At 48.7% G+C, this 13,276-nt stretch carries 14 protein-coding genes; 10 read left to right on the forward strand and 4 right to left on the reverse strand.

Translation table 11 applies throughout. The features are described 5' to 3' along the window. Positions 1 to 390: 390 nt before the first annotated feature. Complete coding sequence (locus tag DWW77_RS12345; RefSeq protein WP_118608796.1) at positions 391 to 681, reverse strand: BMC domain-containing protein; 291 nt, start codon at positions 679 to 681, stop codon at positions 391 to 393. Between the two features lie 16 nt (positions 682 to 697). Further along, a complete protein-coding gene (locus DWW77_RS12350) occupies positions 698 to 997 on the reverse strand; it encodes a BMC domain-containing protein (RefSeq protein WP_015524766.1) in 300 nt (99 codons plus the stop codon). Between the two features lie 386 nt (positions 998 to 1,383). On the opposite strand from DWW77_RS12350, the gene DWW77_RS12355 reads away from it, so the two are divergent. From DWW77_RS12355 to yedF, 5 genes are all read left to right on the forward strand, one after another. Next, positions 1,384 to 2,745 carry an MATE family efflux transporter gene (locus DWW77_RS12355; RefSeq protein ID WP_118608797.1) on the forward strand — a complete coding sequence of 454 codons (1,362 nt, stop codon included), beginning with the start codon at positions 1,384 to 1,386 and terminating at the stop codon, positions 2,743 to 2,745. Positions 2,746 to 2,875: 130 nt separating this feature from the next. Next, positions 2,876 to 4,123 (forward strand): DUF1015 domain-containing protein, encoded by a 1,248-nt coding sequence (locus tag DWW77_RS12360; RefSeq protein ID WP_118608798.1) that lies wholly within the window; start codon positions 2,876 to 2,878, stop codon positions 4,121 to 4,123. A gap of 124 nt (positions 4,124 to 4,247) precedes the next feature. Further along, positions 4,248 to 4,892, forward strand: coding sequence for a GTP pyrophosphokinase (locus DWW77_RS12365; RefSeq protein WP_015524770.1), 645 nt, complete (start codon positions 4,248 to 4,250; stop codon positions 4,890 to 4,892). A gap of 2 nt (positions 4,893 to 4,894) precedes the next feature. Continuing rightward, complete coding sequence (locus tag DWW77_RS12370) at positions 4,895 to 5,086, forward strand: hypothetical protein (protein WP_015524771.1); 192 nt, start codon at positions 4,895 to 4,897, stop codon at positions 5,084 to 5,086. Between the two features lie 116 nt (positions 5,087 to 5,202). Continuing rightward, on the forward strand, positions 5,203 to 5,814 hold the full coding sequence (yedF, locus tag DWW77_RS12375; RefSeq protein ID WP_015524772.1) for a sulfurtransferase-like selenium metabolism protein YedF: 612 nt from the start codon (positions 5,203 to 5,205) through the stop codon (positions 5,812 to 5,814). 212 nt (positions 5,815 to 6,026) lie between these two features. Here yedF and DWW77_RS12380 read toward each other — a convergent pair whose 3' ends face one another. Beyond that, positions 6,027 to 7,247 carry a dicarboxylate/amino acid:cation symporter gene (locus tag DWW77_RS12380; protein ID WP_118608799.1) on the reverse strand — a complete coding sequence of 407 codons (1,221 nt, stop codon included), beginning with the start codon at positions 7,245 to 7,247 and terminating at the stop codon, positions 6,027 to 6,029. An 80-nt stretch (positions 7,248 to 7,327) separates the two neighbouring features. Here DWW77_RS12380 and DWW77_RS12385 point away from each other — a divergent pair, with 80 nt between their 5' ends. The 3 genes from DWW77_RS12385 to DWW77_RS12395 all read left to right on the forward strand — a co-directional run bounded on the left by DWW77_RS12385 (position 7,328) and on the right by DWW77_RS12395 (position 10,141). Further along, positions 7,328 to 8,473, forward strand: coding sequence for an aminotransferase class V-fold PLP-dependent enzyme (locus DWW77_RS12385; protein ID WP_110102214.1), 1,146 nt, complete (start codon positions 7,328 to 7,330; stop codon positions 8,471 to 8,473). Positions 8,474 to 8,505: 32 nt separating this feature from the next. Then, positions 8,506 to 9,510, forward strand: coding sequence for an XdhC family protein (locus DWW77_RS12390; RefSeq protein ID WP_110102216.1), 1,005 nt, complete (start codon positions 8,506 to 8,508; stop codon positions 9,508 to 9,510). A 91-nt stretch (positions 9,511 to 9,601) separates the two neighbouring features. Continuing rightward, positions 9,602 to 10,141, forward strand: a complete 540-nt coding sequence (locus DWW77_RS12395) for an SH3 domain-containing protein (protein WP_110102218.1) — start codon at positions 9,602 to 9,604, stop codon at positions 10,139 to 10,141. A 191-nt stretch (positions 10,142 to 10,332) separates the two neighbouring features. Here DWW77_RS12395 and DWW77_RS12400 read toward each other — a convergent pair whose 3' ends face one another. Further along, positions 10,333 to 10,812: an S-ribosylhomocysteine lyase gene (locus tag DWW77_RS12400; RefSeq protein ID WP_110102220.1), complete on the reverse strand. Its 480-nt coding sequence runs from the start codon at positions 10,810 to 10,812 to the stop codon at positions 10,333 to 10,335. Positions 10,813 to 11,051: 239 nt separating this feature from the next. On the opposite strand from DWW77_RS12400, the gene DWW77_RS12405 reads away from it, so the two are divergent. Then, positions 11,052 to 11,951, forward strand: coding sequence for a peptidylprolyl isomerase (locus DWW77_RS12405; RefSeq protein WP_118608800.1), 900 nt, complete (start codon positions 11,052 to 11,054; stop codon positions 11,949 to 11,951). A gap of 14 nt (positions 11,952 to 11,965) precedes the next feature. Beyond that, positions 11,966 to 13,171: a bifunctional phosphopantothenoylcysteine decarboxylase/phosphopantothenate--cysteine ligase CoaBC gene (gene coaBC, locus DWW77_RS12410; RefSeq protein WP_118608801.1), complete on the forward strand. Its 1,206-nt coding sequence runs from the start codon at positions 11,966 to 11,968 to the stop codon at positions 13,169 to 13,171. Positions 13,172 to 13,276 lie beyond the last annotated feature (105 nt).

Below are 13,276 nucleotides of genomic sequence, written 5' to 3' on the forward strand. Positions count from 1 at the left end.
CCTCGCCGGCTGACGTGCGAAAGGGGAGATAGGCTAGAGTGAAAGTGTGAAGTTTGTAGAAGCAGAGCATCGATGATGAAAGCACCGGCTGATGTGTGAAAGCACCGTGTCTGAGGCAATTTTCACGCATACAAAAGCCAGCAGGGAACCGCCCTGGCGTGGCGGGATGTTCTGCAGGAGTCCTGCTGATTCTTAGGTGCTGTGGTTTCTGCGTTATTCCAAAAAGTTCTGCTGTCTGAGCGTCTGGACGCGAGTTCAGAACTTTTTGGAATGGTTTTAGCAGAAGCCGCAGCACCTTAGAAGTCAGCGGACGACGAAGCCCTTCCCGCTACGCCAGGGCGGTTCCCTGCGTACGTTCGTTATAATTTATAATTATAAGGTAGACAAAGCTCAAATAAAATGATTCTTAGCCGCTTCTTCCTCAGCCAGACGAACCGTCTCACCGGAAGGATTGGAGATCACTGCTGAAGCTACGATCTCACAAGGCGGGTTTCCCTTTACACTGTCAATGGCAGCTGTAACGGCAGAAACATCACCGGTCAGAAAAACAGTGGCATGTCCACCACACTTTGTCTGCCAGGTAAGAAAAGAAACATCAGAAGTCTTCAGCATCTGGTCGATCACCAGGATTGCATTACTGCTGCCAACAACCTCAACTAAACCAAAAGCACCATAATTCATAAATCCGTCGCCCCCTTTATTTATTGATCGTCATCTTCAGTGCAATCTCAGTATCCTCAGAAGGAGAAGCGATCACAGTATGAGAAACAACCTTACCAAGAGGTTTGGCTGCCTCCAGCGCAACCTCCATAGCTGCATTAACGTCAGAAACAGAACCACGCATCTTGACACAGGCGCCACTCTTCAGACGGTTACGCTCAACACTTTGGATCCTGACATTGGCTGCTTTGGAAGCAGCATCAAGAGCAACAAAACAGGCAACCAGGTTATCAAGCTCAAAAACACCTACAGCCATGCCCTTATAATTATTATCCATAAAAATACCTCCATGCGGAACAGATTCCCAGTGATGTGGTTTTTTGACCGATTTTACGTGGAATCATTACCGTTTTTATGGCTTTATTATAACTTTTTTAGACAAAAATAGCAAGAAATAAATACACGGATAATCAGATAGTTACTGTCCATTCCGTTTTCAGCAACATGCTTCGCGATGTACAGAATTTATGCTGATCGCATAAGTTCGCGCGGTATGTCTCGGGTTTTCTGTGATCTTTGCTCACAAAAAACACCTTGCGGGATATTACAGTGAACAAACAGTAACGTCTGATATTTCCACAGCAGCCTTACAGGGAAATATTTACTTTGCATATCAGATATAGTATTATTTACAATAGTAAAAAAGCAGGAAGGTGTAAAGAAATGCAGACACATCAGACAGACTTTTCAACAGGAAATGTCTATCGTAACATTATGGAGGTGGCTGTGCCGATGATCATTGCACAGATCCTGAACCTCCTTTACAACATTGTAGACCGGATCTATATCGGAAGGATTCCTGAGATCGGAGCCACTGCACTGACAGGAGTGGGACTGTGTTTTCCTATTATCACCCTGATCACCGCATTTACCTATCTTTTTGGAAATGGAGGAGCACCGCTTTGCTCCATGGAAAGGGGAAGAGGAAACCGGGAAGAAGCAGAAATGCTCATGGGAAACACCTTTGTGATGCTGATCGGCACAGGAGTGATCCTGACAGCCATTGGCCTTATCTTTTACAGACCGATCCTCTATGCCTTTGGCGCCAGTGATGTAACCTTTTCCTATGCGGCAGACTACATAAGGATCTATCTTCTGGGAACCCTGTTTGTGATGATTACTTTGGGAATGAACCCGTTTATCAACAGCCAGGGCTTTGGAAACACAGGGATGCTCACGATACTGATCGGTGCTGTACTGAACATTCTTCTGGATCCCCTGTTTATCTTTGGAATGCACATGGGAGTCCGGGGAGCGGCTTTGGCTACTATCATTTCCCAGTTCTGTTCCGCCATCTGGGTCTTACGCTTCCTTACAGGAAAAAAGGCGATCCTGAACCTGAAAAAAAACGCCATGAGGATCTCCTGGAAAAGAGTGGGCAGTATCGTAAGCCTGGGTATGTCCGGTTTTTTTATGGCATTTACAAACAGTCTTGTGCAGGTGGTATGCAATGCCACACTCCAGACCTGGGGTGGTGATATCTACGTTGGTGTCATGACAGTTTTAAATTCTGTCCGTGACATTTTCACCATGCCGGTCCATGGGCTTACTACAGGTGCTTCTCCGGTCATGAGCTTCAATTATGGAGAAAAAGCATACGACAGAGTCAAAAAAGCAATTAAATTTATTACAGCTGTCTGTGTGATCTATACCCTGGCAGGCTGGGGAATCCTGAAGCTACTTCCGGAATTTTTTATCCGGATCTTTAACAGCGATCCCGGGCTTCTGGAAAAGGGAGTTCCCTCCCTTCATATTTACTTTTTCGGCTTCTGCTTTATGGCATTGCAGTTTACCGGACAAAGCGTGTTCGTGGCACTGGGAAAGGCAAAAAAGGCCACCTTTTTCTCCCTGTTTCGAAAGGTAGTGATCGTAGTGCCGCTGACGGTCCTGCTGCCTCATGTGAATGGCCTGGGAACAGACGGCGTGTTCTGGGCGGAACCGGTTTCCAACCTTGTAGGCGGCTGTGCATGCTTTTTCACCATGCTGGCGACAGTACTGCCGGAGCTGAACAAACGTAAGGCATAAGACGGGCCGGATAAAGGTTTGCGGGAAATTTTGATATGTGTTAGAATGGACAGGATGATTTTTCTGCAAACTAAGCAGAAATCTTAAGAAGGGCCGGCGTATAGCCGGACAGGAATGAGAGGAAAACATAATGGCTTTATTTCAGGCATTTCGGGCAGTAAGACCTGCTTCGGAAAAAGCAGAAAAGGTGGCTGCACTTCCCTATGACGTAGTCAGCAGAGAGGAAGCGCGAGAGATCGGGGAAAAAAATCCGGAATCTTTTCTCCATATAGACCGTGCAGAGATGGATCTGGATCCAGAAACTGATCTTTATGATCCGATGGTTTATCAGAAGGCAAGGGAAAATCTGGATCGTTTCCAGAAAGAAGGGATCCTGATCCAGGATGAGAAACCGAACTATTATCTGTATGAACTGATCCGTAAGGGAAGATCCCAGACCGGGATCGTAGGTGTCAGCTCCATTGATGATTACATGAATGGTGTGATCAAAAAGCATGAGCTTACAAGAGAGGATAAGGAGCAGGACCGCATCCGTCATGTGGATGTCTGTGATGCCAACACAGGCCCTATTTTTCTGGCGTGCAGATATCCGGCAGAGCTTCTTACTCTTATGGAAGAATGGAAAAATGCACATGCTCCTGTGTATGATTTTACTTCCGATGATGAGATCACACATCGTGTATGGGTTGTAGATGAGGAAGAAAAGATCCGGACTATACATAGTCTTTTTGGCGGGATTTCCTCTATCTATATTGCAGATGGCCACCACAGAGCAGCCTCCGCAGTAAAGGTTGGACAGAAGAGAAGAGCGGAGCATCCGGACTACACAGGAAAAGAAGAATTTAACTTTTTCCTGTCGGTGGTATTTCCGTATGACCAGCTGACCATCCTTCCGTATCACAGGATCGTAAAGGATATCAAGGGTATGGAACCCAAAGCCTTTATCGGAAGCATGAAATTTAATTTTGAGCTGATGGCAATGCCGGGATTTCCATGTAAACCGGTGGAGAAACACTGCTTCGGGCTGTATGTAGACGGAGAATGGTTCCATCTGAAGGCATATCCGGATATCTATGCGGGTAAAGACAGCGTAGGGCAGCTGGATGTATCTATTCTTCAGGATAAGGTCCTGGGGCCGGTTCTGGGGATCAGTGACCCGCGTACCGATGAGAGGATCCGCTTTATGGGAGGAAACCACCGGCTGAAGGATCTGGCAGCAGCTGCAGATGAGACAGGAGGAGCTGCCTTTGCCATGTATCCTACATCCATGGAGGAGCTGATGACGATCGCAGACGAGGGTAAGCTTATGCCGCCAAAGAGCACTTGGTTTGAACCGAAGCTCCGCAGTGGTCTTTTTATCCATAAGCTTTCAGACTGATGCCGGAGGCTTTATGGATTTTTTATAAAATGGTCAGGAAAATCTTAGGAAATCACTACAGATTGCTCACATTTGTCCGGTAAGATACAAGTATATTCTGAGCAAACGCGAAAGAGGGTTTTTCATGACAAACGAACAGTATTACGATTGCATCCAGCCATACCAGAACGCATGTCAGATCATGCGCGCCAAGCTTGAAGTGCTCAACGGAAGCCTGTATCAGAAGTCTTCCGTATCTCCGATCCACAATATCCAGGAACGGATCAAATCCAAGAAGAGCATCGAAAAGAAGCTGGAGAAGCTGGGACATTCGGACAGTGTGCAGAACGCCAAGGATCATCTCCGGGATATCGCCGGAATCCGTGTAATCTGCTACTTTATTGATGATATATATAATCTCGTAAATGCGCTGAAGCGGCAGAGTGAGCTGATCTTTATCAGGGAGAAGGATTACATACAGAATCCAAAGCCTAATGGGTACCGCAGCTTTCACGTGATCATCGCAGTTCCGGTATACTATCTGGATACCATGGAGTATTTTCCGGTGGAGATCCAGCTGAGGACGATGACCATGGATCTCTGGGCAAGCATGGAGCACCGTGTCTGTTACAAGAAGCTTCCGGAACATAGGGATGAGCTTGCGGAGGCCTTCTGTCAGTATGCAGATATCCTTGGAAAGATCGAGGAACAGTTTGAAGCCTACAATGAAACAGGAATGCTGGAGGAGATCACACCTGCCCAGATTACTGAGAATCCGACGGAGGGATAGGAATGGAGATCGAAGAGGAATTTATATCCGGTTTCTGCCGTACCATGAACGGGGGCGAAACCGTCTGCTGTGAGTATACACGGCAGGAGGACAGCAGCAGGAAGCTGACCTTTATGGACTGCGCACATGAAAGATGTGTAAACACAGGCGCCTGTGAGATCTTCAAACAGGCCCATGAGCTGGAGCAGAAATAAAAGATCAAAGAAAAGAGAACTGCGAAAAAGCAATAATGATAAAACAGTAATTATAATAAAACAGCAATAATAAAACAGCAATTATAAAAAAATCACAGAATACAGGAGAAGTACGTATGAAGCACACAGTAGATGCAATGGGGAAACAGTGTCCGATCCCGGTTGTGATGACCAAGAAGATCCTTGACAAGGCAGAGCAGGGAGACGAGATCTTGATCCTGGTAGATAATGAAACAGCAGTAAACAATTTGAGCAGACTTGCCGGAAGTACCGGATGCAGCTTCGTATCCAGAAAAACAGAAGGTGGTTACGAGATCAATATGACAGTAAAATCTGATCCTGCTGCAAGAAGTCAGGCAGAGCCTGAGATCGTCTGCACACCGGCTGTTCCGCAGGGAGATTATACCGTTGCCATCACTTCCGATAAGATGGGAGATGGAGATCCGGAGCTTGGCGGGATCCTGATCAAGGGATTTGTGTATGCGCTGACACAGCTGGAGACACCGCCGTCAGTTATGCTGTTTTATAATGGCGGAGCCAGACTTACCGCACAGGATTCACCATGTATCGAAGACCTTAAGACCTTACAGGAGCAGGGAACAGAGATCCTGACCTGCGGAACCTGCGTGAACTTCTACGGACTGAAGGAACCGGCAGTGGGAACCGTAACAAATATGTATACCATAGCGGAAAAGCTCACAAAAGCAGGAAAAGTGATCCGCCCGTAAACAGAAAAACATATAGAAACAACAAAAGCATATAGAAACAATAGAAACTTACAGAAACAGACAGAAACAAATAGAAATACACAGAAATGCCGCAGAGCCATTTTGAAGCCTGCGGCATTTTTGATATCTGGTTGATATTCGCTTGATATCCGGTTATGAGCAAGCAGCGAAGCGGATCGGATCGCAAATATCCGTCTGACTTAGCTCCGAACTTAAAATTCCACATCAAGCTGCTGCTCCTCAATATGATGACGCTTTGCATAGCCGGTAAGCATCAGTGTCAGTGCACCGTCGCCGGTCACGTTGCATGCGGTACCGAAGCTGTCCTGCAGTGCAAAGATGGTAAGCATCAGTGCAGTGCCGGAGCTGTCGAATTTCAGTATTCCGGTGATGATGCCAAGGGATGCCATGACGGTTCCTCCGGGAACACCGGGAGCTCCGATGGCAAAGATACCCAGAAGAAGGCAGAACAGAACCATGGTACCCGGCGTGGGAACGGAGCCGTACAGGATCTTCGAAATCGCCATACAGAAGAAAACCTCTGTCAGGACGGAGCCACAGAGATGGATGTTTGCAAACAGAGGGATCCCGAAGCTGACCAGATCCTTACGGAGTGGTTTTGCCTTGGAGGCACACTGCAGTGCAACGGCCAGTGTGGCTGCAGATGACATGGTCCCTACGGCAGTCAGATAGGCAGGACCATAATGGCGGACAACCTCCAGAGGATTTTCTCCGGAATAGATTCCTGCAAGGATGTAAAGAAGCGCCATCCAGATAAAATGTCCGGCCAGGACCAGTACGATGATCTTCAGAAAAACAGGCAGCTGTCTGGTAATGGTTCCCTCGTAGGCAAGGCCGCAGAAGGTAGTGCCGATAAATAACGGAAGAATGGGGATGATGATCCGAGCCACCAGAGAAAGAACGATTTTCTGAAATTCATCCAGGAGCCCAGTGATCAGCTTCGCCTTTGTCCAGGTGGCGGCAAGTCCCAGCATCATTGCAAAAACAAGAGCACTCATAACGGACATGATCTGCGGGATCTCCAGCTCAAAGATCACCTCCGGCAGCCGCTTCAGTCCTGCAGCATAGGAATGGATGGACAGATGTGGAATGATGAGAAAGCCAGAGGCTGTGGAAAAAAGCGCTGCGCCAACAGAGGAGCCGTAAGCGAGGACAACCGCAACACCCAGCATCAGCGAAGCATTTTTGCCAAGCCTGGTAATGGACGGAGCGATAAATCCCAGCACGATCAGCGGCACGCAGAAGGTAATGAGCTGGCCCAGAATGTACTTGATAGTAACTGTGATATTAAGAACTGCCATAGAGATTCCGTTGGTGCTGTACCGGTTCAGGATAAGCCCGGCTATGATCCCCAGGATCACAGCGACCAGCAGCTTAAATGGCAGACTGTTGAAAAAAGATGTTTTTTTCATTGGAAAACCTCCTCGGATAGTATAAAATAAAGCCAGAGTTTATTATAAAGGTATTTGATAAAAATCACAAGGAGGATGAAATGATTTATCTGGATAACGCGGCTACAAGCTTTCATAAGCCGGACTGTGTGCTACGTGCTGTGGTGGAAGCCATGCAGCATGCAGGAAACAGCGGAAGGGGCAGCAGCAGCGAAGCAATGGCAGCCTCAAGGCTTATTTTCAATACAAGATGCCAGATCGCGGAGATGTTTGACGTATGGGGACCGGAATGTGTGGCCTTTACATCCAATGACACGGAAGCGCTCAATATCGCCCTGCAGGGAACACTTCATCCAGAGGAGGGAACTATCCATGCGATCTGTACGGAGATGGATCACAACAGTGTGCTCCGTCCGCTGTACCGCCTGGAAAAAAAAGGCATGAAGCTTACGATCCTGCCGGCAGACCGCAAGGGACGGATCTCCCTTACGGAGCTTGAAGCAGCCATCCGTCCGGAGACGAAGGTGATCGTCTGTACCCACGCTTCCAATCTGACAGGAAATCTCAATGATATCCATGCCATCGGTGCGATCGCACAGAAGCACCAGAAGCTTTTTATTGTGGATGCTGCCCAGACAGCAGGAGTATTTCCGATTTCCATGAAAAAAGATCATATAGATATTCTTTGCTTTTCCGGACATAAGGGCCTTATGGGACCCCAGGGCACAGGCGCCATCTGCGTTCGGCCGGGGGTATCTGTGGAGCCTCTGAAGGTAGGCGGAAGCGGCGTCCTCACCTTTCAGAGAGAGCATCCGCAGGATATGCCGGAGACACTGGAGGCAGGCACCCTGAACAGCCACGGGATCGCAGGTCTTGGCGCAGCCATCAGCTGGATTACCGAAATTGGAACAGAACAGATCCGAAAAAGAGAGCAGCAGCTGATGTGGCGTTTTTATGACCAGGTAAAGGAAATTCCGGGAGTTACCCTGTACGGAGATTTTTCCAGGGAAGAACGCTCCCCTGTGGTGACTCTGAATATTGCAGAGATGGATTCGGCAGAGGTGGCCATGATCCTTGATGAAGAGTACGGGATCAGTGTAAGAGCCGGCGGCCACTGTGCACCGCTGATGCACAAAGCACTGGGAACCGAAAAAACAGGAGCTGTCCGCTTTAGCTTTTCTTATTTTAATACGGAAGAAGAGGTGGACACTGCTGCCGGGGCGGTAAAGGAGCTTGCCGCGGAATAAACAGCGAAAGACGGACAGAAAGGACACAGAGAATGTATCAGACAATATATGATGTGGTAGAAAAAAGAGGGCGTGTAAAAACAGGAATCCTCCTGAACGGAGAGGATGCCGGGCTGAAATATCTTTTGGAAGAAAGCAGCTTTTTTTATCCGAAGAGAGCAGAAAGAAATAAAGAAGCAGAAGAATTCCTGAAAGCTTCCGTGGAAGCAGCTGTGGAAACCGGCGTTGTGAAAAACGGAGACCGGGAGATATTTGTGGAAACCTACGAGAAGAATCCCAGGCTGATCATACTGGGTGGCGGCCATGTTTCTCTTCCGGTAGCAGAGATCGGCAGGATGCTGGGCTTTCATGTAACAGTCATGGATGATCGGGAGGAATTTGTGACGGATGAAAGATTTCCCATGGCAGATGAGAGGATCTTTGGAGAGTTTGATACCCTGTCCGACAGGATCCCTCCCTATGAAAATGCCTACTATGTAGTGGTGACACGAGGCCATCTGGGAGATTCCGCCTGTGCAAGAGCGATCCTTAAGAGACCCTTTGCATATTTCGGAATGATCGGAAGCAGGACAAAGGTGCGGATCACCAGGGAAAAGCTCCTGAAAGAGGGCTTTACGGAGGAACAGCTGGATCAGATCCATGCCCCCATCGGACTTCCCATCGGAGGACAGATGCCGGCGGAGATCGCCGTGAGCATCATGGCAGAGATCGTGCAGGAAAAGAACCGGCATTTCCGCACCTACTGTGATGAGGAGGTGGAGGCAGCAGTACGCCGCAGGACACCGGGAACCATGGTTACGATCATCGAGAAGAAGGGCTCCTCACCAAGAGGAACCGGGAGCAAGATGTTCGTATTCCGGGACGGAAGCACGGCAGGAAGCATCGGCGGCGGGAAAGTGGAGTTTGAAGCCGGAAAACACGCAGTAAATATCCGAAATACGGAAACAAAGGTTTACGAGCTGGGACAGGGGGCAGGAGATCTGGGGATGATCTGCGGCGGAACTGTCCGGGTGCTTTTTGAGCCGGTAAATATGTGAAAGAACCGGCCAGGACTTGCATAATATTGCAGAATCGTGTATATTGGACGCAGAGAATTTTTTACCGGCGTATAAGGAGGAATCAGATAAAATGAAGAAAAAATGTATTATGGCTTTGATAATAGGCGCGGCTTTCCTTGCACAGGGCTGTGGATATGAGGAAGGAACCGATGCAGTGGTAACAGTAGTAGATTCCACACCGACGCCGGAGCCCACAGAGAAGCCGAAGGCAACTGCAACACCTACACCGGAGGCAGCAGCAGATTCCACAGCAGACGGAGCAGCAGCGGCAGATTCCACCACAGCCGGGGCAGCAGATCCCTCAGCACAGACAGCAGCTACGGAGCAGACCCCAAGCGGCATCAACGTACAGGCTCAGGATGCCACCTACTATGCAGTGGAGGGTGTGAATTTACGTTCTGACGCCAATGCAGAGGCAGAGTTTGTGGCAGGTGTCCTTTCCGGAGAATCCCTGAAGTGTACCGGTGTCTGTGACAATGGATGGATCCGTGTGGATTATAATGGACAGACCTGCTACGCATCCGGTGACTATGTCAGCACAACACCGCCGGTAGGAGCAGTGGCGGCAGATACTACCGCAGAAGATACTACCGCAGAAGCAGCACAGTAGAGCACAGACTACAGGCTTTGACCAGATCAGGGAAATCCTGATCCTGCTTCAATTGCAGATATCTCCTTGATATAATAAAAAACAGGCAGCTGTATCCGATGAAATACATCGATACAGGCAGCCTGTTTTTTTGTTTCGGCATATAGTCCGTTCAGAACACAAGGATCATACCAGCGGATCGTACCCGCAGATCATTCTGGATAAACAAGACGGTCCGGTTTGATATCGTAGAGAACCTCGTTCAGGAATTTCTTTGCCAGATATTTTGCCATGCCAAGGTTCATATCCAGATAATTTCCGCAGTCCTTGGGAGAAGCTCCCGGGATCTCACCCTCAAAATCGCGGATAAATTCAAACATCTCGATCATCAGCGGAACGATATCTCTGGATTCATAATCCCCGTTAAGAAGAAGATAATTTCCGGTACGGCAGCCCATAGGACCCCAGTAAATGACCTTCGGGCCAAACTCCTTATGGTTCCGCAGGAAGGTAGCTGCCAGATGCTCCATGGTGTGAAGCTCGGCTGTGTTCATAACAGGCTCCTCATTGGGAGAAGTCATACGGATATCGAAGGTAGTGATCACCTGATCTCCAACCGGATCCTTACGTGAAACGTATACGCCAGGCTGAAGCTTGATATGGTCAATGGTAAAACTTGTGATCTTTTCCATGTTGATTCCTCACTTTCTTATATGTACGGAGCCCATAATAAGCTCCATACATGATTTTAGCAGAGAACCGGAAGAGATACAAGGCAAAACAAAGGGAATCCTGCACCTGGTTCCGTGCAAAGTTGACTTTATGAAAAGATGATGTTAAACTGAGAAAAGCTTACAGGGGGAGAGTGAAAAGCTCACCTGAAAATGCCGGAACAGGCGTTTTCGGGATCTGATAAGGAGGACTTATAAATATGAAACGTAAGGTTTTAGCCGTATTATTTGCGACAGCTCTTACCGCAGGAATGCTTTCCGGGTGCGGAAGCACAGACAGTACTTCTGACAAAGCAGACCAGAAGGAAGAATCTCTGGAGGAAGAAACCTCAGAAGGACAGACAGGCGTAGATGAAGAGACAGCAGCCAATGCAGTATCCGAAGAGGAGGCTGAGGCGGCAGGCTTTTCAGACCATGAAGAAAGCGCCGATGATCAGGAGACTTCCGGTGATGCAGAGGACACCTCACATGAAACCGAAGCTTCTGCAGACAACTCCGCAGACAGTACAGAGGATACAGACAGCGCAGACGGAGAATTTTCCGATGGTTCCGAGGATGCACAAATGGCAGGAACAACTGTGATCGATACCAGCCAGCAGCTGACAGGAACCCATCATGCTGCCATCACCGTAAAGGATTATGGCGAGATCGATGTAGAGCTGGATGCAGACACCGCACCCATCACAGTCACAAATTTTGTAAAGCTGGTACAGGACAATTTTTATGACGGTCTGACCTTCCACCGGATCATTGACGGATTTATGATCCAGGGCGGAGATCCAAACGGAGACGGAACCGGCGGAGCAGAGGATACCATCAAGGGCGAATTTTCCAGCAATGGAGTGAAAAACGATATTTCTCATGTAAGAGGAACCATTTCCATGGCCCGCAGCACAGATCCGGACAGCGCAAGCTCTCAGTTCTTTATCGTACAGTCCGATTCCACACATCTGGATGGCGACTATGCTGCATTCGGACACGTGACCTCCGGGATGGACATTGTAGATCAGATCTGCAAGGATGCCAAACCGACAGACGGCAACGGAACTATTGCAAAGGATCAGCAGCCGGTGATCGAGAGTATCCGTATGGTTGACTGACAGGAGGGAGAAGGATGCTGAAAGGGAAAACAGTGCTTCTTGGCATCACAGGAAGTATTGCTGCGTACAAGATCGCATATCTGGCAAGTGCATTACATAAGCTTCATGCAGATGTTCATGTACTGATGACAGAGAATGCAACGAACTTTATCAATCCGATCACATTTGAAACACTGACCGGGAATAAATGCCTGGTGGATACCTTTGACCGGAACTTTCAGTTCCAGGTAGAGCACGTATCCATTGCCAAGAAGGCAGATGTTGTGATGATCGCACCAGCCAGTGCAAACGTGATCGGAAAGCTGGCTAATGGCCTTGCGGATGATATGCTCACCACTACGGTAATGGCCTGCAGATGTCAGAAAATTCTTTCACCGGCCATGAATACTGCCATGTATGAGAATCCCGTGGTACAGGACAATATCCGGAAGCTGAAAAACTACGGATATGAGGTGATCACACCGGCCAGCGGCTACCTGGCATGCGGAGACACCGGAGCCGGAAAAATGCCGGAGCCGGAAACCCTTCTGGAATATATCCTGAAGGAAGCCGCCTTCCAGAAAGACCTTGCCGGCAAAAAGCTCCTGGTAACGGCCGGACCTACCCAGGAGGCCATCGACCCGGTCCGCTGTCTCACCAACCATTCATCCGGAAAGATGGGATACGCCATTGCAAAAATGGCCATGCTCAGAGGAGCGGAGGTTACGCTGGTAAGCGGACCTACTGCCATTGAGCCGCCCCTTTTTGTGAAGGTCGTACCTGTGACATCTGCCAGAGATATGTTCGAGGCAGTCACCGGCTTAAGTGATGAACAGGACATCATCATCAAGGCTGCCGCAGTGGCAGACTACCGTCCGAAGCAGGTCAGCGAAGACAAGGTTAAGAAAAAAGACGATCAGGCTTCCATAGAGCTCGAGAGGACAGACGACATTCTGAAATATCTGGGCCAGCACAAAAAGCAGGGCCAGTTCCTCTGCGGATTTTCCATGGAGACCAGAGACATGCTCCGCAATTCCAGAGCCAAGCTTGAGAAGAAAAACCTGGATATGGTGGCAGCCAACAACCTGAAGGTAGAAGGCGCCGGATTCCAGGGAGATACCAATGTCCTGACTCTGATCACACAGGACGAAGAAGTGTCACTCCCGCTTATGAGCAAGGAGGATGCAGCGTTAAAGATCCTGGATAAGATCCTTCTGCTTACCACAAAGGCAGAAGCATAGCTACAGAGCCGGTCAGAGAGCCGGTTTTAACAACGAAAAGCGGAACAAAAAGATCACCGCTTTCCATCACCGTATTGTATCCGCAGAAAACGCCGGGAAATGCTG

The organism is Ruminococcus sp. AF17-12 (assembly GCF_003479245.1).
Classification (GTDB): Bacteria; Bacillota; Clostridia; order Lachnospirales; family Lachnospiraceae; genus Blautia_A; species Blautia_A fusiformis.